General features: G+C 62.9%; 21 protein-coding genes. 13 read left to right on the forward strand and 8 right to left on the reverse strand.

What is annotated here, in order from left to right; all coding sequences use genetic code 11:
• The 4 genes from CQW49_RS15250 to CQW49_RS15265 all read right to left on the reverse strand — a co-directional run bounded on the left by CQW49_RS15250 (position 1) and on the right by CQW49_RS15265 (position 8,750).
• A complete protein-coding gene (locus CQW49_RS15250) occupies positions 1–4,329 on the reverse strand; it encodes a strawberry notch family protein (RefSeq protein WP_003611779.1) in 4,329 nt (1,442 codons plus the stop codon).
• 243 nt (positions 4,330–4,572) lie between these two features.
• On the reverse strand, positions 4,573–6,684 hold the full coding sequence (locus tag CQW49_RS15255) for a ParB/RepB/Spo0J family partition protein (protein ID WP_065083621.1): 2,112 nt from the start codon (positions 6,682–6,684) through the stop codon (positions 4,573–4,575).
• A gap of 162 nt (positions 6,685–6,846) precedes the next feature.
• Positions 6,847–7,797: a hypothetical protein gene (locus tag CQW49_RS15260; protein WP_003611776.1), complete on the reverse strand. Its 951-nt coding sequence runs from the start codon at positions 7,795–7,797 to the stop codon at positions 6,847–6,849.
• The gene (locus tag CQW49_RS15265; protein ID WP_003611774.1) at positions 7,794–8,750 is read right to left on the reverse strand and encodes an ArdC family protein; all 957 of its coding nucleotides are present in this window, start codon (positions 8,748–8,750) and stop codon (positions 7,794–7,796) included. Before CQW49_RS15265 ends, CQW49_RS15260 begins: the two co-directional genes overlap by 4 nt.
• Positions 8,751–9,316: 566 nt before the next feature.
• Here CQW49_RS15265 and CQW49_RS15270 point away from each other — a divergent pair.
• The 6 genes from CQW49_RS15270 to CQW49_RS15295 all read left to right on the forward strand — a co-directional run bounded on the left by CQW49_RS15270 (position 9,317) and on the right by CQW49_RS15295 (position 13,280).
• Positions 9,317–9,793 carry a hypothetical protein gene (locus CQW49_RS15270; protein ID WP_003611772.1) on the forward strand — a complete coding sequence of 159 codons (477 nt, stop codon included), beginning with the start codon at positions 9,317–9,319 and terminating at the stop codon, positions 9,791–9,793.
• 128 nt (positions 9,794–9,921) lie between these two features.
• The gene (locus CQW49_RS15275) at positions 9,922–10,734 is read left to right on the forward strand and encodes a DUF3800 domain-containing protein (RefSeq protein ID WP_003611770.1); all 813 of its coding nucleotides are present in this window, start codon (positions 9,922–9,924) and stop codon (positions 10,732–10,734) included.
• 442 nt (positions 10,735–11,176) lie between these two features.
• A complete protein-coding gene (locus CQW49_RS26360; protein WP_115840147.1) occupies positions 11,177–11,332 on the forward strand; it encodes a hypothetical protein in 156 nt (51 codons plus the stop codon).
• A 9-nt stretch (positions 11,333–11,341) separates the two neighbouring features.
• Positions 11,342–11,893, forward strand: coding sequence for a type VI toxin-antitoxin system SocA family antitoxin (gene socA, locus CQW49_RS15285; protein WP_024749627.1), 552 nt, complete (start codon positions 11,342–11,344; stop codon positions 11,891–11,893).
• Positions 11,871–12,593, forward strand: a complete 723-nt coding sequence (socB, locus tag CQW49_RS15290; RefSeq protein ID WP_003611768.1) for a type VI toxin-antitoxin system SocB family DNA replication inhibitor toxin — start codon at positions 11,871–11,873, stop codon at positions 12,591–12,593. The genes socA and socB overlap by 23 nt, the downstream gene beginning before the upstream one ends.
• A 399-nt stretch (positions 12,594–12,992) precedes the next feature.
• Positions 12,993–13,280, forward strand: coding sequence for a hypothetical protein (locus CQW49_RS15295; RefSeq protein WP_003611767.1), 288 nt, complete (start codon positions 12,993–12,995; stop codon positions 13,278–13,280).
• A 140-nt stretch (positions 13,281–13,420) separates the two neighbouring features.
• On the opposite strand, the gene CQW49_RS25650 is transcribed toward CQW49_RS15295, so the two are convergent.
• Both CQW49_RS25650 and CQW49_RS15300 read right to left on the reverse strand, forming a co-directional pair.
• Positions 13,421–13,741 (reverse strand): tyrosine-type recombinase/integrase, encoded by a 321-nt coding sequence (locus CQW49_RS25650; protein WP_244593386.1) that lies wholly within the window; start codon positions 13,739–13,741, stop codon positions 13,421–13,423.
• Entirely contained in the window at positions 13,636–14,760 is a 1,125-nt protein-coding gene (locus CQW49_RS15300) for a tyrosine-type recombinase/integrase (RefSeq protein WP_244593387.1), read from the reverse strand. Before CQW49_RS15300 ends, CQW49_RS25650 begins: the two co-directional genes overlap by 106 nt.
• Positions 14,761–15,115: 355 nt before the next feature.
• Between CQW49_RS15300 and CQW49_RS15310 the strand changes: the two genes are divergently transcribed.
• The gene (locus CQW49_RS15310) at positions 15,116–16,429 is read left to right on the forward strand and encodes a site-specific integrase (protein ID WP_003611765.1); all 1,314 of its coding nucleotides are present in this window, start codon (positions 15,116–15,118) and stop codon (positions 16,427–16,429) included.
• Here CQW49_RS15310 and CQW49_RS24660 read toward each other — a convergent pair.
• Positions 16,336–16,629: a hypothetical protein gene (locus CQW49_RS24660; RefSeq protein WP_003611764.1), complete on the reverse strand. Its 294-nt coding sequence runs from the start codon at positions 16,627–16,629 to the stop codon at positions 16,336–16,338. The genes CQW49_RS15310 and CQW49_RS24660 overlap by 94 nt on opposite strands.
• 574 nt (positions 16,630–17,203) lie before the next feature.
• Between CQW49_RS24660 and CQW49_RS15315 the strand changes: the two genes are divergently transcribed.
• The 6 genes from CQW49_RS15315 to CQW49_RS15340 all read left to right on the forward strand — a co-directional run bounded on the left by CQW49_RS15315 (position 17,204) and on the right by CQW49_RS15340 (position 21,286).
• Positions 17,204–17,899 (forward strand): tyrosine-type recombinase/integrase, encoded by a 696-nt coding sequence (locus tag CQW49_RS15315; RefSeq protein WP_198586446.1) that lies wholly within the window; start codon positions 17,204–17,206, stop codon positions 17,897–17,899.
• On the forward strand, positions 17,896–18,111 hold the full coding sequence (locus CQW49_RS15320) for a hypothetical protein (RefSeq protein WP_003611762.1): 216 nt from the start codon (positions 17,896–17,898) through the stop codon (positions 18,109–18,111). Before CQW49_RS15315 ends, CQW49_RS15320 begins: the two co-directional genes overlap by 4 nt.
• A 272-nt stretch (positions 18,112–18,383) precedes the next feature.
• Complete coding sequence (locus tag CQW49_RS15325) at positions 18,384–18,734, forward strand: type II toxin-antitoxin system RelE/ParE family toxin (protein WP_024749625.1); 351 nt, start codon at positions 18,384–18,386, stop codon at positions 18,732–18,734.
• On the forward strand, positions 18,731–19,021 hold the full coding sequence (locus tag CQW49_RS15330) for a helix-turn-helix domain-containing protein (RefSeq protein WP_003611760.1): 291 nt from the start codon (positions 18,731–18,733) through the stop codon (positions 19,019–19,021). Before CQW49_RS15325 ends, CQW49_RS15330 begins: the two co-directional genes overlap by 4 nt.
• A gap of 463 nt (positions 19,022–19,484) precedes the next feature.
• Positions 19,485–20,342 carry a type IV toxin-antitoxin system AbiEi family antitoxin domain-containing protein gene (locus tag CQW49_RS15335; protein WP_003611759.1) on the forward strand — a complete coding sequence of 286 codons (858 nt, stop codon included), beginning with the start codon at positions 19,485–19,487 and terminating at the stop codon, positions 20,340–20,342.
• Positions 20,342–21,286 (forward strand): nucleotidyl transferase AbiEii/AbiGii toxin family protein, encoded by a 945-nt coding sequence (locus CQW49_RS15340; RefSeq protein WP_003611758.1) that lies wholly within the window; start codon positions 20,342–20,344, stop codon positions 21,284–21,286. Before CQW49_RS15335 ends, CQW49_RS15340 begins: the two co-directional genes overlap by 1 nt.
• Positions 21,287–21,410: 124 nt before the next feature.
• Here the strand turns inward: CQW49_RS15340 and CQW49_RS15345 are convergent, their stop codons facing one another.
• Positions 21,411–21,896, reverse strand: a complete 486-nt coding sequence (locus tag CQW49_RS15345; protein ID WP_024749624.1) for a hypothetical protein — start codon at positions 21,894–21,896, stop codon at positions 21,411–21,413.
• Positions 21,897–21,992 lie beyond the last annotated feature (96 nt).

Genomic DNA, 21,992 nt, shown 5'->3' on the forward strand with positions numbered 1-21,992 from the left:
TCACGCAGCCTCCTTGTCGCTGACGCGCTGGAGCGGATAGCGCTCCATCAATTTCGCCAGCACGGCCGAGCCGCTCGCGTCGACAGGCACGAACATGCGCAGCTTCCACGAGATGATCTCGTGGAACAGCCCATAGGCGGAGAGGCGGTCGCGCATGGCGTCGGTGAACCCCGACAGCTCGATGCGGTACGCGCCCATGACGCGGACGCGGCGAAGCTGGAGATCGTCGGCAAGGTGGACGACGGCGCGGCCATCGGTCAGGACGGCGAATGCGTCCTCCGCGGACAGATCGACCGCGCCGCTCGCGAGGGCTCCCGCGACCCAGGCAGGCGTGACCCGGCGTCCGATGATGCGCTCGCCATCGTCGGTCTGGAGGCGATAGACCCGCGTCGAGTCCTTCGGCAGGCGTTTCCAGATCGGCAGCAGCAGGCCGGCGACGATATGGATCGTGCTGTCGGAAAATTCCGGCACGGCGGCGACCTCGGCGCTCCACGCGGCGGCGAATGCGTCCCGGTCGGCCTCGGTCCAATGGCTTTCCTCCCTCATCTTCAGCGAAGCATAGTGCTGCTCCATCGGTCGGATCAGGCGCACGCGCCGCTCGATCTCGCCATCGTCGAGCATCAGCGACGGCGCAGGCAGTTGAACCGCAGCTCGCCCAGAGCGCTCATTGACGAGCGGTATCGCGCGCCGATCGGCGAGAAGATCGAGCGCCCGGTCGAGCGTCAGCGGATGATTGCGCTCGCGCTGCGTGATCGTCAGCAGGCGCGTCTCCGCGCCTGTGCCGGGATGGACGTAAATGGTCCGGCGATCGGTGACGAGGAAACTCTCGGCCCGCAGCGTCTCGAGTCCGACGTCATAGACGCCCGCGGCAATGGCGCCTTCGATTTTCGCGTTCAGCAATTGCTCGAAGGCCGTGAACAGCACACCCTGGAGCTCGATGGTGAGGGCCAGCAATCGGTTGAGGAAGGTCGTGATCGGCGGCAGATCGTCCTTGATCCCGTTCGAATCCGTCAGCGACAATCCGGTCGCCTCTTCGAAAGTCTGCAGGGAACAGCCGTCGATCTTGCCGCGGACGAGCAGCAGATAGAGCTGGCGCAGCGCATCGCACGCGTAACGGCTCTCGAGATTGTCTTCGGGACGGAACAGGCCCTGGCCGCCGGTCTGACGTTGGCCGCGCGTGATCGCGCCCAGTGTGTCGAGCCGCCGCGCGATCGTGCTGAGGAAACGCTTCTCCGCCTTCACATCCGTCGCGATCGGCCTGAATAACGGCGGTTGCGCTTGGTTCGTCCGGTTGGTGCGGCCGAGCCCTTGGATGGCGGCGTCGGCCTTCCAGCCCGGCTCGAGCAGATAGTGGACGCGCAGCCGATGGTTCCGCGCCGACAGTTCGGCGTGGTAGCTACGCCCGGTGCCGCCGGCGTCCGAGAACACCAGGATGCGCTTCTGATCGTCCATGAATGCGGCGGTCTCGGCGAGATTGGCTGAGCCTGCGCGGCTCTCGACCACGAGGCGGTCGCCCTTGCGGACGATGCGGCGCGAACGACCGGTCACTTCCGCTACCATGTCGGCGCCGAAACGCTGGACGATCTGGTCGAGCGCGCCGGGGACCGGCGGCAGGCTGGCGAGCTGTTCGATCAGCCGATCGCGGCGAGCGACGGCCTCGCGGCTTTCAACCGGCTGGCCGTCACGGAACACGGGCCGGGAGGAGAGATTGCCCTCGCTGTCCGTGAAGGGCTCATAGAGCTGCACGGGGAAGGAATGGGCGAGATAGTCGAGAACATACTCCCTCGGAGTGATGTCGACGCGGACGTCGTTCCATTCCTCGGTCGGGATCTCGGCGAGCCGACGCTCCATCAGCGCTTCGCCGGTCGAGACGATCTGCACCACGACCGCGTGACCTTCCCCGAGATCGCGGTCGATCGACCGGATCAGGGTCGGCGTTTTCATCGAGGTCAGCAGATGGCCGAAGAAGCGCTGCTTCGCCGACTCGAAGGCCGAGCGCGCGGCCGACTTCGCCTGGCGGTTCAATGCGCCGCCGCTCTCGCCGGTGATGTTGGCGGCCTGCATCGCCGCGTCGAGATTGTTATGGATGATCGAGAAGGCACCGGCATAGGCGTCGTAGATGCGGCGCTGCTCGTCGGTGAGCCGATGCTCGACCAGCTCGTATTCGACGCCCTCATAGCTGAGCGAGCGCGCCGTATAGAGGCCGAGGGCGCGAAGGTCACGGGCGAGCACCTCCATCGCCGCGACGCCGCCGGCGTCGATCGCGTCGACGAACTCGGCGCGCGTGGCGAACGGAAAATCCTCGCCGCCCCAGAGGCCGAGGCGCTGGGCGTAGGCAAGATTATGGACCGTGGTGGCCCCGGTCGCCGAGACATAGACCACGCGTGCATTCGGCAGCGCGTGCTGGAGGCGAAGTCCTGCGCGGCCTTGCTGCGAGGCGGCCTGGTCGCCGCGTTCGCCCTTGCCGCCGGCGGCGTTCTGCATGGCGTGGCTCTCGTCGAAGATGATCACCCCGTCGAAATCGGGGCCCAACCATTCGACGATCTGCCGCACGCGGGAAACCTTCTCGCCGCGCTCGTCGGACCGCAGCGTAGCATAGGTCAAAAATAGGATACCTTCGTGCAGCGAGATCGGCTTGCCCTGGGGGAAACGAGAGAGCGGCGTGACGAGCAGTCGCTCCATGCCGAGGGCCGACCAGTCGCGCTGCGCATCCTCGAGCAGCTTGTCGGATTTGGAGATCCACAACGCCCTGCGGCGACGCTGCATCCAATTGTCGAGGATGATACCTGCCGACTGACGGCCCTTGCCGGCGCCGGTCCCGTCGCCGAGCATGAAGCCGCGGCGGAAGCGAACGGCGTTCTCGGCGTCATCCCGCGCGGCTGCGACGACGTCGAACGTCTCGTCGACCGTCCACGAGCCGGCGAGAAACGCCGAATGGGTTTCGCCGGCGTAGATGACTGTTTCGAGCTGGGCGTCGGAGAGCAGGCCGTCCGAGATAATGTTCGTCGGCAGCCGTGGCCGATAGCTCGGCTTCGGTGGCGCGACCGAGGCCATGGCGGCGGATTGCACCAGCTTGGTGGGGTGGGCCTGAGAACCGGGAATACGGATCGCCTGCAATCCGTATTCTTCATAGATGGCATCCGTCAGGCGCGCGCCTTCCGACGGCGTCCAGTCGATGGTCTCATAAGCAAGCTCGACGCCCTCAGGGGCGCTGGAAAGCATCTCTCGGCGAACCGGAGCATTTCGAACAGAAGCAATCGTCGCCGTGCGCGGGCGTGGACTGCCGATCGGCGCGGGCAGTATGGCGACCGGCAGACGCGGGGGCATCAACTCGCCGATCCACGCGAGGAGCGTCGTCACATCTGGCGCGATGCCGAGCGACGCCGGAAAGACGGTCGGATCGTCCGCCGGCAGCTTGTCGATGATCGTGAGCCGTGTTTCGACCGTCGTGCCGTGCTTCGCGTAGACGACGCCGTCTATCACGACGGAAAAGACGACGCGGCCGCGCCGCTGAAGGCCGATGAAGGCGTCTCGCCAAGCCGACGCGTCGGGCGCGAAGGTCGCGCCCGTGATCGTGACCAGGCGGCCGCCATCGGCCAGTCGCGCCAGGGCGGAGGCGATGTGACGATAGGCGGCGTCCGCCGTGCGGCCGGAGACATTCGCCACGGCCGAGAACGGCGGATTCATCAGCACGATGGAGGGAACGATCGCCGGATCGAGGTGATCGTCGATCTGCGCCGCATCGAAACGGGTGATCGGAGCGAAGGGAAAAAGAAGCGAGAGAAGTTCCGCGCGGGTCTCTGCGAGCTCGTTGAGAATGAGGGATGCGCCGGCCATCTCGGCGAGAATGGCGAGCAGTCCGGTGCCGGCCGAGGGTTCGAGAACGCGGTCGGCGGGCGAAATCGCGGCCGCGGCGAGAACCGCGAGGCCGAGCGGGATCGGCGTCGAGAATTGCTGAAAGGTCTCGCTCTCCTCGGACCGGTGCGTATGCGTCGGCAAGATGTCCGCGATCTTCGACAGCATCGGAAGTGCGGCGGCCGGAGAGCCGGCTTTGCGGAGAAGCGCCTTTCCGCATTTGCGCAGGAACAGAGCCGTCGTCGCCTCGCAGGCGTCATAGCCCATTTTCCAGTCCCAGGCGCCGGAGGCGTCCGATGCGCCGAAGGCGGATTCCATCGCCGAGCGAAGAATGGCGGCGTCGATGCGTCGGCCATGTTCGAGATGGGGAAGGAGACGGCGAGCCGCGTCGGCGATCGCCAAGCCGGTAGAAGAATGACGGTCGGGGGTCGACGCAGCCGCGTCGGCGGCCGCAGGAGCAGACTTCTTGGACATGGGAGAGGTCTCGGGAGAGCGGGAGCGGACGAGCCGGCTGGCGCTCTCTCTCGAACCAGCCGGGCTCGCTCCCCCCGGCCGAACTCTTCCTCTCACGGCGTTCCGGGATGGTCGCGCATGGGCCGTTGCGGTCCGCCGGACCGAACGATCTCGACGGCTCGCCGCGAGAGCGCCATTGTGGAACTTTCGACAGCCGGCATGAAAAATGGCGGAGCGCTTGCCGTCGCTCCGCCGAAAGATCATTCAGCCACAATCGGAATCGGCGCTCTCTTTCGCTTCATCGTCCGAGAGAAACTCAGGCAGCTCTTCGGATTCGTCGGCTGTTTCGCCCGCTTCGAGATCAGCCTGTTCGACGTCGTCGAGCCGCAAAGGCTCCGGCAGCCAGCCGGTGTCGGCGAGCAAGCGTTCGGCCTCGATCGCCATCTCGCCCTTTTTCAAATGATCGATGAGCTGGACGGCCCGTTCGTCCTTGGCCTCGCGAACGGCGTCCAGGATACGGCGCTTCGGCACGCGACCGAGATAATTGTCGACGGTCGGCTTCCAACCGGCGTCGACCATGTTCAAGCCGACCGCTCGAGCGAGCCGGTCCGCGTGCTTCAAGCGCTGTTGCACGGAATGCGCCGTAACTGCGCCGCCGGCATAGCGGTCAGCTTTTTCGTGGAGGGCGTTGACCCCATGGGCGACACAATGCGCGAGCAGCGCGAGGCGATGCGCGTCGTCGAGGTCGACGAGCCAGTCCCAGAGCGCTCGGTCGTCCCTCGGAATATCTGCCTTCCACGCGTCATGCCGCTCGGCGATCGCTCGCGAACAGGAGCTGTTCTTCAGATCCGCAGCCTGGATGGGAAAGGAGACCTGTCGGAGCGAGACCTCCAGGCATCCGCCCGAGGCCGAGCCGAAGTGGAACGTGTCGGTGACGAACTTGTGCAGCAATGCCGTCATGGCGACGCGCGGATTGTTGGCGATACGGTCCTGCAGCGCCAATGTCCTGTGCGCCGTCAGCTCGATCGTCAGCCGCTCGGGCAGCGGTCCTGGCGCATCGTTTTCGTCGTCCTCCGATTCGACGGCGCGACCTCCGACGGTGATGACGGTGTGATGCGCGGAGGTCGCAATCGGCGGTGAGCCGGCGCCAGCGCTTGTCACCTCCTCTTTGCTCTCGTCATGCGCGGGCGGCTCGTCCTCGGGCCGTACATAGCCGCGCTCGATAGATAGAAAGCCTTCGGCGTCGACGCTGACGAATGCTCCGCCGCGCGCGATGTCGGCCAGGTCGAAGCTCCGCGGACGATTTTGCAGCTCGGAGAGCGCTGTTTCGATCTCTCCGAGGCGCTGGTCTACGTCCTCCGGCAACTCGTCGACTTTTTCATATTCGGTCTCCAGGCTCTCATATTCGGCCTCAAGCGAATCGATCGTCGCCTGTTCCTCGTTGGTCGGCTCGGTAGGCGCGCCGGCGAGTTCTCTCAGCCCATTCGTATGTCCGAACGGAAACGAGACCGCGACCTCGACCCATTTCCAGCCCTCGGCGGCGACCGCTTCCGCCGCCGCCTTCAACTTCTCGATGACGAGGCTGTCGAGCAACGTGACATTTTCCAGCCAACCGCCGTCGTCGTGCTGGAACAGGTCGCGCATGACGATTCCGCCCGCCTCTTCATACGCGTCGAGGCCGACGAAGACGGCTCGGCGATCGGCGGCTCGCACCGCCTTTTCCGTCAGCATGCGCCGGATCTGGTAAGGCTCTTTGGACCAGGATTTTTCCAGCGTCGCCCAAACCTGCTCCTGCCGAGCGTGGTCCGACGAAACGGTGAAGGCCATCAACTGCTCCAGTGACATTCCGTCTTCGGCGTAGACGTCGAGGAGCTTCTCGGTGACGGTGGTCAGCCGAAGCCGCTGCTTCACGACATTGACGCCGATGAAAAAGGCGGCGGCGATGTCCTCCTCGGACTTGCCTTTGGCTTGCATCGCCTGAAAGGCGCGGAATTGGTCGAGTGGATGCAGCGGCGCGCGCTGAATGTTTTCGGCGAGCGAATCGTCTTCCGCGAGGATGTCGCTCGCAGGGTCCCGGACAACGCAGGGGACGGGCGCCGTTTTGGCGAGCCGCTTCTGTTTGACCAGAAGCTCGAGCGCTCTGTAGCGGCGGCCGCCCGCAGGAATCTCGAACATGCCGGTCTCGGCGCCGTCGGCGTCGAGCACGGGCCGGACGTTCAGGCCCTGGAGCAGTGTGCGGCGCGCGATGTCCTCGGCGAGCTCCTCGATCGAGACGCCGGCTTTCACGCGCCGGACATTCGCCTGGGAGAGGACGAGCTTGTTAAAAGGGATGTCGCGCGAGGACGACAATGTGAGCTTCTGGGCAGCAGTAGCCATCGGGAAAACTCCATGACAGGCGGCTGAAAAACCTCTTTCCAGCCCTTGACCCGTCACAAAAACCGGCGCCGCCCTCTGACTTTGAGGACGGCGCCGCGGGACCGATCCGGAAAGCCGCAAAGCCGGAGACCCGCTTTCCCGCGTTTCCGGGTCTCAGGGCATTCACACGCCGCACATCCCCTCACACTCGTTCGGCCAGAGATCGAGCTGGCCGTGGTCGCCGGCCGTGGAGAGATCGGCCTCGTCGAGCGGCACGGCCGAGCGATGCAGGAAGACCTCGCCGCGGATGCCGCGAAAGCCTGTGCGAATGGTATGATCGATCGCGATCGCGTCGGCCCAGGCCGAGGGATCGTGGTCACGCATCTGCCGCCAATGGGCGTCGGAATGAAACGGACAGCCGATGCAGGCGCTTTTCGGCGGACGCGGATAGTCTCGCCGTTCCAGCCAGCGCAGGCAGTCGCGACGCGACATTCCCTTCTCGACCAGCGGCCAGCGATTGACCTGCCAGTCCTCGAAGGAGGGCTTCATGCGGATCGTCTCGTCGAGCGAGACGCCGATCCATTGCTCGACGATCGGCGCGCCGGGCGAGCGGCGCCCGGCAAGGCCGACGAGTTCGCGCACCTTCCGCCGGATCGGCGCGATCTTATACTCCTTGGTGCATTGGCGACGGATCATCCCGACGTCGATCCGGTCGGCCGGCGCGATGCGTTCGCCGACAACGACCAATCGGCCATCTGCATCCTCGTCGAACACCGGCATGGCCGCGCCCGCCGGCGTGACATTGCGGGTGAAGGCCGGGATGGAGGCCCAGCGCGCGCCTCGCGCGCCGGCGATCAGATTGTCGCGGATGTTGCCGGCGGAGACGATATGGACAGGAAACGGCAGGACGTTCGGCGAGCGGAGCCAGGCGAGGTGTCGATAGACAGCCTTCGGCTCCCATTCCGTGTTGGCGAAGATGGCGCAGTCGGGCATCGGGCCGACCTCGCCGTGCGCGGCCATGAGCGCGAGCGTCGTCGACTGCACGCCGGCGCCGAGGCTCAGCACGCGGAGCCGGATCGCGTTCGGCCCAGGCGCGCGCGTGGCGACGAGGGGTGGGAGGAGATCCGGCGTCATGCTGCCTCCTTTGCCGCGTCGGCAATGTCGGAGCCGGCGCTGCTGTCGGCCTGCGGGAGAAAGCCGAGGATGTAGTCGGCCGCCTTGCTGGCGAGCGACGCGGCGCGGACGATGGCGCGATTGTCTTCGCGCAGGACATTCAGCCAGGAGCCGATATAATCCGCGTGGCGGACGGTCGGCACGACGCCGAGCGCGGCGCAGCAGAACGCCGCGTTGATCTCGGCGACCAACTCTTCGAAGGCGTATTTCTTCGAGCCGAAGGAGCTGGTCAGATCGCGGTTCAACCGGCTGGGGTGGCCGCTGGCGTGCCCGATCTCGTGCAGCGCCGTCCGATGCCAGTCGATTGGTTCGTAATAGGCCTGGGGCGGCGGAACGCGAACATAGTCTTCGGCCGGGTCGTAGAAGGCGCGGTCCCCGCCGATGCGAAACTCGACGCCGGTGGCCTGGATCAGCGCCTCGACGCGCGGCTCGATCAGTCCGGGCTCGGGCGGGGGAACGTCGACGGCAAGGCTTGCAGGCAGCCCGTCGCACTGCGCGGTATTGAACACCGTGAAGCGCTTCAGGAACGGGATCGCCTGGGCGTCCTCGCCGGTCTCGCGGGCGCGGCGCTTCTCATCATCGGGGACGAAGCGATCCGCATAGACGACGGTGACGCCACGCTCGCCGCGGCGGACATTGCCGCCGAGCGCAAGGGCCTGCCGGAAGGTGAGCCAGGTCTGGCCGGGGAAGCCGTGCTGGACGACGGCGCCCCAGAGAATGAGGATGTTGATCCCGGAATAAGCGCGTCCGGTGGCGGCGTTTCTCGGCAGCGCGAGCGGCGCTTTGGCCTTCGTCGTTCCCCAGGGCTGGACCCAGGGCAGCCGCCCGGCCTCCAGCTCGCTGATGATCTTGGCGGTGATCTCGTCGTATAGGTTGGCGCGGCCGGGGCCGTCCTCGTGGCGGTGCTTGAGCATGACAGGTCTCCGCGACGGGCGCCGGGAGCCTCTCTCCCAGCCCTCAACGTCGCGGCGAAGCGGCCTGCACTCTCACTCTCGGCGGGGCGTTGCGGGGCGGCAGGCCCCGCAGAAGGGGTCGGCCGAGACGATAGACTCGGCCGAAGGGGAAGGCGTTCCCCTCAGCCGACATGTCAGCATTGTTGGCCGTTGAGGGGCCGGAACGGCCCCGCCTTGCCCCGAGCACGGGCGAGCACCTGTGAGCCCGTTGAGCACCATATCATCGTGAGCATCGCAATCGCGCCATAACTATTTGAATCAAAAATGATATCGAATCGGCTGCCTGTAAACTCACTTGCCCACTAAGCAAATTTTATTCAAACTCGATCAGTGAGTGGCCGCCCAGGAGCCAGCTGAATGTCGAGTAGCAAAATCTAAGTCATTGAAATTGAAAGATATAATGTGTGATATTCCCCAAGTCTGATGTGTCGTCGACATGGCCTCCCAACCCAGAGAATCGGCGGGACATGTCGGCGGCGACCCTAACTTGAACTCATCCGCCTCAGATCTATGGAGAACAGTGTATTATGGCTCTTTTGACTACCCGGAAACCACGGAAAAAAATTGCGCAGCGCCAGCTCGAGCTGCGTAAGAAGCTGTGGCCGCATGTGACCGATGGCCATCTGTGGCAACGATTGCATCATGACGGGTTTGCGACCATTCCGCGCACAATGCCGCTGATCCTCACGATCATGGACGATTTGGCCAACGGCCAACCGGTGTCCATGACGTATCTCGACCTTTGGGGGCGTGCCTTCGATGAGTGCTTTGTGACGCTTTCGAAACCGCGCGAGATGGCCTTCCATTCCGGTTTTACGGGCCAACGGGCGGAACGCACATGGCGTGGGCGGATCAAGCTCTTGGCGGAGCTTGGTTTCATCGAGTTGCAGGCCGGGGCGTCCGGCCCGATGAGCTACGCCGTCATCCTGAACCCGTATTTGGTCATCCGCCGCCTACACGAGCAGAAACATGTGGGCTCCGGGAGGATAAATATAACGCGCTGATCGAGCGCGCGGGAGAAATCGGCGCGACCGACTTTTCCTTGTCCGATCCTTGGAATCCCCCTGTTGTCACGGCATCCGCCGAAGAAGAAGCGACCGATGATACCGACGAGTAAGAAGCAGAACTCCTTATGACCAAACGTTTTCACTTATATTTCGATGATTCGGGCAGCCGCCGACCGGATCATAAACCGAATCCGGCTCGAACGGACGGGATGGACTATTTTGCGTTGGGCGGGATCATCCTCGCCGAGGACGACATCGACGCGCTGATAGCCATGTACAAGGCGTTCATGGAGAGGTGGGAACTCAACTACCCACTCCATTCGACCAAAATTCGGGGAGCACGCGGGCCGTTCGGTTGGCTGAGGAGCCACCCGGAAAAGGCCGAACGGTTCCTCGCCGACCTAGAGAACTACCTGCTTTCGCTGCCGGTCATCGGTATGGCCTGCGTGATTGACCGACCGGGTTACGTGGCCAGGTACGCCGAAAAGTATGGCGGCCAGCCGTGGCTCATGTGCAAGACCGCCTACGCGATCCTTGTGGAGCGCTCGGCGAAATACGCGCAGCGGCACGGCGGACAGTTGGAGGTCTTTTTCGAGCAGGCCGGCAAGGCCGAGGACACCGACATCAAGAACTACACCCGACTCATGAAGCGCGATGGAATGCCTTTCGACAAAGGAACGTCCGCGAATTACGGAGGCTTAACGGCTGAGGATTTGAGAGGGATCATTCTCGGAGAACCCCGGGAACGCACGAAAAAGACGCCGATGATGCAGGTTGCGGACCTCTACCTCTACCCTATGGTGAAAGGAGGTTACGATCCCAGCTATGGGCCGTACAGGGCGCTGATGAACGCCCGCAGGATCATCGACGCGCAGTTGACGGCCGAGGAGCTCGGCTCTCTCGGGGTCAAATACAGTTGTTTCGACGGAAAAAGATAAAGGCCCCGATTGCTCGAGGCCTTTAATTTGCGGCCTGCATATCGCAGACCCCCGGGCCGTGCCCACAAAAACATTATGGGGCACATCCCATCGGGGCGCAAGAGTCTCACATCGAATCAGAGGAAATGGATATCCATTTCCTCTGATTCGATGCGCTTAGTCAAGCCATGGTCGCAAGAAAACAGTGCGCAACACGGAGTTCATAGCAGCCATCGGGTGAGAGGAACACCCCGGCGGGTCTCCTGTCGGACGACTCGATCAGCCATCGCCGAGGCTGAGCCTCAATACCGAAGAGCTGGCGTTGCACGATGCGGTCACCGAGAACAGGTCGAGAAGGCGCGGAGGACACACGAGCAACTCCGCATCCCAGCCCAAGTTTATTATACAAACGATCCACAGCTCGACAATCGACTGAACGCAATAGTAGAGCGTCCGCGCGAAGATGCGGATCGAGGTCCGCAAGTCGCTGGCCCGCTACGGTTACCCTCCTGACCTTCAGAAGGCTGCGGTCGACATATCGCGCGGAAAGCCGTGGCGCTGGCGTGGGGCTGGGGCTGAGAGTCGCTCTCTCGTAGCCCTGGACCCGGGATTGGGTTAGGTGTGGGACATGACCCTTGGCCGAATCGATCCGCGTAGCGTCTGCAACCTCATGCTTGATGAGGCGGATCGGGATGGCACCCGTGTAACCAACTTAGCCCTTCAAAAGCTCCTCTACTTTGCGCATGCCCGATATCTTATTGAAGTGAGGACGCCCCTCGTATCGGGATACTTCGAGGCATGGCAATATGGCCCGGTTCATCCGACCGCCTACCGGGCTTTCAAAGCAGCGGGGGATCGGCCGATTGACTTTCGCGCCCACGGCCAAGACCCTTTGACGGGCCAACGCCAACAGCTAGCTTTGCCTGATGATACCTCTGTGTATCGCTTGATCCGGGCCGTGATGGTGTCTTATGGACGGCTTACGCCCGGCCGCCTCGTCGAAATATCCCACGCCAAGGGGGCGCCGTGGGATTATGTTGTTGGCCAAGCTCGCGATAATATGGCGTTTGGACTGCGACTCAGCGACGATGTGATCATGGAGCGCTTCAAGCATCACAAGGTCAGTGTCGGCGCTACGCCGTTACCGGGAGAGCCCGTTGAAGATTCGCCCTTTACCTGATCTCGACTTGGCCCGTATCGCACCGTTGCCATCGGACCAAAAACGTGCAGCCTTGAGACAGATGAAACTCGGTCATCCGCCGTATTCGTATCAACCGATGCGGCGGTCGATGCTCGATATCTTAAATGTCGAAGCTGGGCCTCTCGGTGTCGTCTCGCGTGCGCCATGGCAGCAGGTGGCCGATCAAATCAGCAAAGTCTCGCGATCAGCTGAGGAAGCAGAGGCGAACGTGGCAGTTGCCCTTGCACTGTATGGATACGCCACGGCTGAGGGTATCGCCGGTCGTCGACATGAGTTCTTTCCGCTGGCAATCGGCGTATCCGAGAAGGTGTCGTTATGGCTGCCCGCCGTTATCGCGATAGGTGGTAAGCCTTTGGTCCCCTTCATCGACCCGCGTAGGACCAAGAAGCTCACCAGCGAAGGTCGCCGGTTCGCGTTCTCAGTCATGCACGAGCGGATACGGGCTGCTGATCCTGACTTTGCTGAAGTCGAGCTCGGCATCCTACAGTTCGGGGGCAATAGCGAAGACCGGAAGACCCGGACACCGAGGCTCTTCACGGCCCGAGATGTGGCCCTCTTTGATTTCGAGGCCATCGACGCCATGGTTCGTGAGACCTATCAACTTTGGCGTGAGGTCTTGACCGAACGGGAAGCCGAAGCCCGCCGCCGCGGAACCGGCACGACTGGCCCCCTGATCTGACAGTCTCGAGGAGCGCCTCGGTAGCGTTGCCGACAACAGCTCGCCATCTCGGATATAGCAGACGAGCATGGCGTCCAAGTCAGGGCCGGTCCTGTGCGCGCTCGGGGCGAAGGCTGCGCCCGAGAACCCGGTCGGGTTGATGCCGGCGGAAGCGGAGGCGCCCTCGAATAGTTTCCGACATCGCGTTTGCCGGAGACGGGCGATGTGTCTCACGAGGTCGGGGCCGAACGCGCGACCGGACTCGCTCATAATCGAGTCGAGAGTCCCCATATGCGATTTCATACTGGGTTAAGTTCGCCTCTTCGCTTGGTTTCCGAGAGACGTAGCCCACCGACATGACCTCAGGGAAGTTGCTACCGTTGGCCAAAATTTCTATTTCGTCTAACGAGGAGACTCGTCGTGCCGAAGCCGATCCACGAATCCGATAATTCGTTTCAGCCGAGCATCAAGCGACGCGCGGTCATGAATACGGCGCGAGAACTCGGCCTGCTCGGCGGCGAAAAGGACCGGATCGGTGGGCGGATTCGTCGCGACCTGGTGACGGCCGCGAAGATGAAGTGCGGCATAGCCTCCGACACCGAATTGCTCGAATATGCGCTGGCGAAAGTGGCGCTCGAGGACGACTTCGGCGCGCAGCTCGTCCGTCGTAAGGGCCAGATCACCGGAGATCTCGACCTTGAGTTTTGATCTCGCGTGCTCTGCGGATCAAGCCGCAGCGCAAGGCGGTCACGATCCCCATTTGCCGTCATGTGCAATGTCGTGGACTTTTCAGCAGTCCTCGCAGCGAATTCGGTCGATTGGTTCGAGGCCGCACGACGACAGCGCGATTAAGGCGCCGCCTGCGGCGGCGCGTCAGCGGCTTCCGGCAATTCCTGCGATTGGCGCGTCCCGCGTCGACGCGGGCGCGCGATCGTCGCCCGGCCGTCGAGGATGTCGGCCATCTCGTCGGCTACGCGATCCGCCGCCATCCGCAGGGCTTCGTCGATATGGATATAGCGCTGGGTCACGCCCCGCGAGGCATGTCCCAACAGCGCGGCTATGGTCAGCTCGGAAAAGCCGAGGTCGCCGGCGAGACTCGCGAATGTGTGGCGCAGCGTATGCGGCGTGATGTCGGCGAGGCGAGCGCGCTCGCAGATGCGGTCGAGCACTCGGACGACCCCGATGAAATGCCCCTCCCCCAGTCGGCCGGAAAGAAGAATGGCGACTTTGCTTCGGGCCGAGCGAGGAGCAGGTCGATTGCGGCCTGTCCGATCACGCGGGTCTGCGCGCCGCTCTTCGTGTCTGGGAATCGGATCGCGCCCTCTTCCTCGTCGAGCCAGCCGCGCTCGACTCCGAGTCCTTCCATGCGGCGGAAGCCTGTCATCAGAAGGAAGCGGATGGCGGCCAGTGCGGTCGGATGTTCGCCGTCCTCGGCGGCGGCGCGCAGCGTCTTGCCGAGACGCTCGATCTCGGCGCGGCTGAGCCGCCGTTCACGGGGCGCGCTGGCGAGCCGGCGAACGCCCTTGGCCGGATTGCTCGGGATTTTGCCCACGCGCACCGCATGTTCGAAGATCGCGTGCAGCGTCGACAGCGTTCGGGCGGCGACCCCTTCGCCGCCGGTAGTTGCGCCGCCGCGGCTGCCCTTGCGCGCCTTCGCCGTCTTCCCGGCGGCGATGTCGGCCTGGGCGGCTTCGATATCTCCGAGCTTCAGGGCGCCGACCTGTCGTCGTCCGAGCAAGGGCTTGATGTGGGAGTCGATCCGGCTGCGGTCCATCGCCAAGGTGGACGCTTTGATCGGCCGCCGGCGCCGGCCGAGGATGCGACCGGTTTCGGCGTCCGCGAGATACCAGTCACAGAGCTCTGCGACGGTGACGCGTCCTTCGGACTCCGCTTCTGCGGCGAAAGGGTCGAGGCCCTTGGACACCGCGACCAGTTTTTCGTGCGCGAGATCCCGGGCTTCCTCGACTGTCATCAAGCCGAACCGGCCGATGACCGCGCGGCGCGGCCTGCCGTCGGGCGTGCGGTAATGGATGACGAAGCTCTTGAGGCCGGACGGCATGACCTGAACGCCGAAGCCGCGCAGCTCCCGATCCCAGACGAAATGCTCCCGAACCTTGACCCCAACCTTCGAAGGTTTGGGAGCCTTGAGGGCGTCGACAATCCGCTTTGTGAGCTTTTCTGAAGCCATATCAATCGCCTGCTGCAAATCTGCTTAGAATGGCCGGATCATACTCCTGATCGGAGCCAATTCCAAGCAGTTCGGAGCAAGTCGGAGGCCACTCGGGCGTAAACACGGCGGCCTAGCATTCCAATAATAGATTGTTTTATTGTCATATTTCGTAGACGGGCGAAGCGCGGCGCGGCGCGGCGAAGGCTCTGGGACACCTTGCCAAGGTTGGGGTCGAGGGTTCGAATCCCTTCGCCCGCTCCAGTTTGCTGGATGGTTTGTCCATCTTTTCAATGGCATACAAGCCATTCCAGTGTCTGACGCGACAGCGTTGAGCGAAAATGTCCAACATTTCGTCCAACACCGCTCGCGCCCCATGCCTGATTTTCTCACCCGTCGTGGTTCCGTCTGGCACTTTGTCCGTCGCGTTCCGGCCGAGTTCGCGGCTCTGGATCGCCGTGGCATCGTCCGCCATTCCACCCGTATCCGAATCGCAGATGATCGCGTCGGCCGCCGCGCCGCCCGCGTCGCCGAAAGGCTGAACGCGGCGCTGGAGCAGCATTGGAAGGCGCTGGCCGCGAACGGCGCGCCCACCGGCTCATCCCGCTACGACGAGGCCCGCCGCCGCGCCCGCGAGCTCGGCTTCGACTATGTGCCCAATGACCAATTGATCGCCCTGCCGATCGAACGCATCCTCGAGCGGCTGGAAGCGATTGTTTCAAAGGGAGTCACTCAGGACGCAGGGGCGCGCGCGGCCCTGCTCGGCACCGAAAAGCCAACCGCCTTCCGCCTGTCGCGGCTCTTCGAGGAATATGAGGCCGCGACGAAGGACGAGACGCGCGATATGTCGCCGGATCAGTTGCGGATCTGGCGCAACAGCCGCATGCGCGCCGTCGCCCAGTTCGTGAAAGTCGCCGGCGACAAGTTGGTGACGGAGATCAATGAGGGCGACGGCATCGACTATACGGAATGGTGGCGCGAGCGCGTTCGCGAGGACGACGTCGCCGTGAAGAGCGCCAACAAGGATATCGGCCAGCTGAGCCGCATGCTCAAAGACATGAGCATTCGCCGCCGGCTCAATCTGCCGGATATTTTCAAAGGCTTGCGGCTGCGCGGTGAAATCGAAAAGTCGCGCCAACCCTTCGACGCGTCCTTCATTCAGAATCGTCTGCTCACCGACAATGGGCTTTTCGGGCTGAACGAGGATGCGCGGCTTGTGCTCTATGTGATGATGGAAACCGGCCTGCGCCCATCCGAAGTCGTCAATCTCCGCGACGGCACCATCTTTCTCGACGCGCCCATTCCTTACGTGCGTGTCGCCGCCGACGGCCGCCGCCTGAAAACCGAGGACTCAGCCCGCGACATCCCGCTGGTCGGCGTCGCGCTGGCGGCGCTGCGTAAGCGTCCGCATGGATTTCCGAAATACCGCGACAAAGCGACGGCGCTGTCGGCCACAGTCAACAAATATCTGACCGAGAAGAGTCTGCGCCCGACGCAGGATCACACCGTCTATTCATTGCGCCACAGCTTCAAGGACCGGCTCGTGGCGGTCGAGGCGCCGGACAGCCTGATCGACAGCCTGATGGGCCATAAGACCTACAAGCCCAAATATGGGCGTGGGCCATCGCTGGAACTGAAGCTCAAATTCCTGTCGCAAATCGCCTTCGACGCGCCCGACCGACCGCTGTAATCGGCGAGAAGACGGCGGGCGCGTTCCTTGACACCGGCCTTGCGTTGCGCGTCGCGCAATTCCGCCTCCATACGCTCGAAAAGCGCGATGTGGATGTCGCCGTCGATCTCGATGAGCCAGGCGATCAGCAGGAGCGCGCGTTCCATCCGTTCGGCAAGGGACGGCTCCGCATTGGGGGTATCGGACGGATCATTGGTCATGGTGGAACTGCCGTGGCTGCTTACCTGGACATTAAGCAACAAGCACAGCCAACTGCACAATTGGCAAGGTTGGGATCGGACGGAAAAGCACCGGAGGGGTCATTAATCCAACGGGCTTCCGCATGAATAACGAAAAGGCCGGTGAGACGATGCCGAGGGGTCGTGCTTCGCTCCGGGCTGACCTCCGCGAACTCGCGCGCCTCAGCCCTGGCTGAAAGCCCTGTGACCATAAAGATCAGATTGAGTCATCGAATGGCAAGGCGCGCGACGGCGTTGCCGCCAACATCCTCGGCAACCCCTCATAAAAGCGCAAAAAGACATTATAGGATCAATATTATAAACATAGACTCAATCGTATAATTTACTATCCGTTTCAGCTGTCGCACGGTGCAGAAAAATAACCGTATATCGGCGCGCCAATTTTTGTCGATATAGGAAAATAATTCCAGTTGCGGTGAAACAATACTGCGTATATTGTTGCCCGGCGCGGTTTCTCAAGGCGTTCCAGCAGGGGCGCGTGAGAGGAAATTCGCCAGCCGAGACATATCGCATTGAAATTTCAACAAGAATTATCGTGAAACAGAATACGCAGAAATGTTCAACAGCGCCCGGTGATGCCGCCATGAAAGCGCACGTCCATCCCGCGCCTGAGGCGACAGCGCTCTACGCGCTCTCCGGCGCGCGCAAATACCTCAACGCTGACGAGCGCCGCGCGGTCCTCGATGAGATCGACACGCTTCCCCTTGACCGTCGGCTCTTCGCGCTGACCCTCTTCTGGACGGGGGCGCGCATCAGCGAGGTGCTGGCCTTGCGCGGCCTCTCCTTCCAGCCCTCGCGCGGCGTTGTCGCCATTCACACGCTCAAACGCAGGCGGCGCGCCATCCGCGAGCTCCCCGTTCCGCCTTCGCTCGTCATTGCCCTTGATCGCCGCTTCAATCTTGCTGCGCTCGGGGATGCCCTGCTTTGGCCGTGGTGCCGCACCACGGGCTGGCGGATCATTCGCGGCGTCATGGACGCCGCTCGCCTTTCAGGCCCCGCCGCCTCGCCACGGGGCTTACGTCACGGCTTTGCCATCGACGCGCTGCGCCACGCTGTCCCGCTCACCCTTCTGCAAAAATGGATGGGACATGCGCGGCTGGCGACCACCGCCATTTACGCCGACGCCAGCGGCCCCGAGGAGCGCGCCTTTGCGCAACAGCTGTGGGTGGAGGCGAGTAGCCGCCGGGCAGCGCGGCCCCTTCATTACAACCCAAGGAGATCCCAGCCATGACAAAAACCTACCGCGTCGCCGTTCAGCAAATGACCTGCTATTCCCTCATCATGGAAGCGGACCACGAGGATCACGCGATCGATAAAGCCGCGTCCGCCCTCGCGGCCCTCACGCGCGCGCAGCGCGCCGCCGCCTTCACGTCCGCCGCTGAACCCGACTTCTTTGAAGCCGAGGAAATCACGCCACAGGCTCGCTGGCCTCGCGGCGTTTAACTTCCTCACCGAGTCGCCGTTCGCTGCTCGCTGTTAGGCAAGCAATCTGTCCAGCGTTCAGCTTTGCGAGTCGCCATAGCGATGGTGAGACCTGCCGATTTTGGTGGCCTGCCTGCGCCCTGCAATTGTTGCAAAAGTTAGGATTGTTCCAGAAGTAACCATTGAGCAGCAATGACTTGGCGCGTACAAAAGTTTGTTACAAAATCGCGGGCTACCCACCCACGAAAAGGCCTTGCAAGAATGTATCTTTTTTGATACATTACCCGGATTGAATGACCGACGGCTTTGAACCTATCCCGCTCCGCTTCTGGCGCTCTACTTCCGGTCGAGAACCCGTGCGCGAGTGGTTGACCGAATTGCCTCTCGATGATCGCCGCGTCATCGGGCGCGACATGGCGAAGGTGCAATTTGGCTGGCCTATTGGCCTCCCCTTATGTCGCCCGTTGAGTGGCGGCCTTTGGGAAGTCCGCTCGTCGCTTCCCAGCAAGCGGGAAGCGCGGGTGCTGTTTGGTTTTCACGCTGGCGAGCTGATCGCGCTGCATGCCTTCGTCAAGAAGACGCAGCGCACCCCGCCGGAGGAACTGGCGCTTGCGCGGCAACGATTGAAGGAGGCTACATCATGACGAAGAAAAAGAATCCGCATGTCGGCTCGACCTTCGAGAGCTGGCTCGACGCGGAGGGCATCCGGGAGGAAGTCACCGCCGCCGCCATCAAGGAGGTGATTGCGGAGCAGCTTGCCGCCGAGATGAAAAAGAAGGGCATCACCAAAGTGCGCATGGCCGAGATGATGGAAACCAGCCGAGCCCAGATCGATCGCTTGCTCGACCCGACGAACAACAGCGCCACGCTCGAAACTCTCATGAGGGCGGCGAAGGTCGTCGGGCGTCAATTGCGGCTTGAATTGGTGTGAAGCGTGATGTGCGGCTTTGCCCGCGTCTCGATGAACGGCCACACCTCCAGCAAGTTGCTAATTATCCTGCCGCAGCGCGTCGAGCGCCGTTGCGAAGGGCAGAACGAGCGAGCAGCGCGCCGCCGCCTTCACATCCGCCGCCGCACCTGACTTTGTTGAAGCCGAAGAGATCACGTCGCAGGCTCGCTGGCCTCGCGGCGTGTGACCTTCTCCGCGCGGCGACGACTGCTTTTGCTGAGCCAGTGGGCGAACCGGCGATGTTGGCTGCCTGCCTCATCCCTCGTTCGATTTCTGCGGGGGTTCGTGTCCACGCTCGATCTGCGGCCGACGAGAACTCAGCTCGATTGAGGATTATTTCAAGCGGAGGACGGTTTGCTCTTGTTCCATTTCACCAACCTGAGCGACGCTAACCCCCGTATTTTTAAACTGGCAACCGGTTTGATTTTGTGCTAGTTTACTCACCATGAGCGAGCAAAATGCAGGCAAACTAAACCAGCTCGAGCGCCTTCTACCGGAGGGCCTGCTCGTCGATTCCGCTTGGCTTACCGCGCGCGGCTACTCCACCTCTTTGCGCGCCAAGTATGTCGCCTCGGGCTGGCTCGAGCAGCCTGCTCGCCGGGTCTATCGGCGGCCTCGCGGGCAGCTTGGCTGGCAACAGGCCGTCATCTCGCTGCAGACACTTCTTGGTCATCGGCTCGTCGTCGGCGGTCGAACCGCGCTCGAACTGCAAGGCTATGCCCATTACCTCACCCAAAACAGTCCTGAAATCCATATTCACGGATCGACGAAGCCGCCGGGTTGGCTCACCTTGCTGCCACTCAAGGAGCGGTTCGTCTATCGTAACAGCGTGCCGCTCTTTGGGAGCGACCTGGACGCCGTTGCCTTTCCTCCCCTCGTTCGGGATCGCGCCCGCACGCAGGACGATCCGTCTTTCCAGGAGGCCGGATTGCGCGCGCTTTCCTGGGGACAATGGGATTGGCCGCTGACGGCATCGGCGCCCGAACGGGCGATCCTCGAGCTTCTCAACGAACTGCCGGATCATGAAAGCTTCCATCAGGTCGACATGCTGATGGAGGGACTGAGCAACCTTGCGCCACGGCGGTTGCACACGATGCTTGTCCGCTGCCGCAATGTGAAGGTGAAGCGCCTCTTCTTCTTCTTTGCCGATCGGCATCGCCACGCATGGCTTAAGCACATCGAGCGGGCAGCGATCGATCTGGGCTCGGGCAAGCGTATGTTGGTCAAAGACGGGCGGTTCGATCCCGCCTACCAGATCACCGTGCCGAAAGATCTGCCGAAACAACCGGACGAGGCGCGCTGATGGCTTTTGCAGACGCCTATCGACATCAGGTCGCACTCCTGATCCGCGCGCTGCCTTCCGTCGCGATGGAAGCTTGTTTCGCGATAAAGGGCGGCACGGCCATCAATCTCTTTATCCGCGACCTGCCGCGACTCTCGGTCGATATCGATCTCACCTATCTGCCGGTTCAGGATCGCGTGACATCACTGGCTGCGATCGACAAAGCGATGCTTCGCATCGCCTCGCGCATCTCTGAATCTGTCCGCAACGCGCGCGTCACGCCTTCTCGCTCGCGCGAGAATTTTGTTACCAAGCTCGTGGTTCGCAGCGACGGCGCGCAGATCAAGATCGAGGTCACGCCGGTCCTGCGGGGCTGTGTGTTCGAGCCAGAGATGCGCCCGGTCTCACCCCGCGTGGAAGACGCGTTTGGCTTCGCGGAAATGCGGGTCGTCTCCTTCCCCGATCTCTATGCCGGGAAAATCGTCGCCGCGCTCGACCGGCAGCATCCGCGTGACCTGTTCGACGTGCGCGATCTGCTGGCGAACGAAGGCATCGACACGGCGCTGCGCCAAGCCTTTCTCGTCTACCTCATCAGCCACGACCGCCCCATGGCCGAGGTGCTGGCGGTACGACGCAAGGACATCACCGGCGAATTCGAGCGTGGCTTCGTCGGCATGACGCGGGAACCGATCGAACTCGACGACCTTCTGGCAACGCGTGAAGCCTTGATCAGCGAAATTGTCGGCTCGATGCCCAATTCTCACCGTACGTTCCTGCTGGCGTTCGAACGGGGCGAGCCCGACTGGTCCGCCATCGGCCTGGGCAACGCTGTAAATCTACCTGCCGTGCGATGGCGGCAACAGAATCTCGATAGTTTGAGCGCCGAGAAACGCGAGGGTTTGGTGAGGCAGCTTGAAGAAGTTCTGGCGCGACCGGCTGAAGCGGTGACGGAGAGATTATCCTGACGGGAGCGCTTTCTCGAGGAATAAAAGACCCGCCATCGGCTGTGATCGGAACGGTGCCATCAACATGGAAGCAGAGGCAAGGCCGGAGGCGCGGTGCGTCTCCGGCCGCCCATCCCGCCACGCTTCACGGATTTGGCGCGCGTTGACCGGATTGCCGCGCGCGCTTGCGCGGGGTGCCGCGCCGAGTCGTCTGCGAGGGCGGTGCCGGAGCCTCTCCGGTCACGGCGATGGCGAGAACCGTTTCCGGGTCGCTAAGCAGCAGCCGACTTTGGTCGTTGCCATCGAGGTCGCGCCACAAGAGACGCGTCGCGTAGGCCTTGGCGGGCGTGAAGCCTTCCGCTGGCACGAACGTCTCCACACGAAAATGCACGAGTGGGTTGGTCGCCACCTTGTCGATCGGCAGCATGCGGAAGCCGCTTGCCTCGGCGAAGGCCTGCGGGGTTTCCTCGATCAAAATGCTGTCGCGGTTGACCATCACCACGCGGCCCTGGAAGTCCCGCGAGGTCTGGAAGCGCGGATTGGCGCTGGCATCGTAAGATTCGACAAATGCGATATGCTCGCGGGGAATAAGCCGCCTGCCGACGATCACGAAATTGGCCGAAATCCGCAATCGACATGGCGTCCAGCAAGCGCGGGATGAGCGAAAAAGCTGGGGTCGGACGCATTTTGGGGCGCCACAAATCGAAAGATTTGTGATTCACTCGCT

The organism is Methylosinus trichosporium OB3b, from assembly GCF_002752655.1.
Taxonomy (GTDB): domain Bacteria; phylum Pseudomonadota; class Alphaproteobacteria; order Rhizobiales; family Beijerinckiaceae; genus Methylosinus; species Methylosinus trichosporium.

Excerpts from the sequence above, each read along its gene's own strand:
- CQW49_RS15250 (WP_003611779.1), bottom strand. The coding sequence starts at position 4,329 with ATGTCCAAGAAGTCTGCTCCTGCGGCCGCCGACGCGGCTGCGTCGACC.
- CQW49_RS15255 (WP_065083621.1), bottom strand. The coding sequence starts at position 6,684 with ATGGCTACTGCTGCCCAGAAGCTCACATTGTCGTCCTCGCGCGACATC.
- CQW49_RS15260 (WP_003611776.1), bottom strand. The coding sequence starts at position 7,797 with ATGACGCCGGATCTCCTCCCACCCCTCGTCGCCACGCGCGCGCCTGGG.
- CQW49_RS15265 (WP_003611774.1), bottom strand. The coding sequence starts at position 8,750 with ATGCTCAAGCACCGCCACGAGGACGGCCCCGGCCGCGCCAACCTATAC.
- CQW49_RS15270 (WP_003611772.1), top strand. The coding sequence starts at position 9,317 with ATGGCTCTTTTGACTACCCGGAAACCACGGAAAAAAATTGCGCAGCGC.
- CQW49_RS15275 (WP_003611770.1), top strand. The coding sequence starts at position 9,922 with ATGACCAAACGTTTTCACTTATATTTCGATGATTCGGGCAGCCGCCGA.
- CQW49_RS26360 (WP_115840147.1), top strand. The coding sequence starts at position 11,177 with ATGCGGATCGAGGTCCGCAAGTCGCTGGCCCGCTACGGTTACCCTCCT.
- socA (WP_024749627.1), top strand. The coding sequence starts at position 11,342 with ATGACCCTTGGCCGAATCGATCCGCGTAGCGTCTGCAACCTCATGCTT.
- CQW49_RS15300 (WP_244593387.1), bottom strand. The coding sequence starts at position 14,760 with ATGGCTTCAGAAAAGCTCACAAAGCGGATTGTCGACGCCCTCAAGGCT.
- CQW49_RS15310 (WP_003611765.1), top strand. The coding sequence starts at position 15,116 with ATGCCTGATTTTCTCACCCGTCGTGGTTCCGTCTGGCACTTTGTCCGT.
- CQW49_RS24660 (WP_003611764.1), bottom strand. The coding sequence starts at position 16,629 with ATGACCAATGATCCGTCCGATACCCCCAATGCGGAGCCGTCCCTTGCC.
- CQW49_RS15320 (WP_003611762.1), top strand. The coding sequence starts at position 17,896 with ATGACAAAAACCTACCGCGTCGCCGTTCAGCAAATGACCTGCTATTCC.
- CQW49_RS15325 (WP_024749625.1), top strand. The coding sequence starts at position 18,384 with ATGACCGACGGCTTTGAACCTATCCCGCTCCGCTTCTGGCGCTCTACT.
- CQW49_RS15330 (WP_003611760.1), top strand. The coding sequence starts at position 18,731 with ATGACGAAGAAAAAGAATCCGCATGTCGGCTCGACCTTCGAGAGCTGG.
- CQW49_RS15335 (WP_003611759.1), top strand. The coding sequence starts at position 19,485 with ATGAGCGAGCAAAATGCAGGCAAACTAAACCAGCTCGAGCGCCTTCTA.
- CQW49_RS15340 (WP_003611758.1), top strand. The coding sequence starts at position 20,342 with ATGGCTTTTGCAGACGCCTATCGACATCAGGTCGCACTCCTGATCCGC.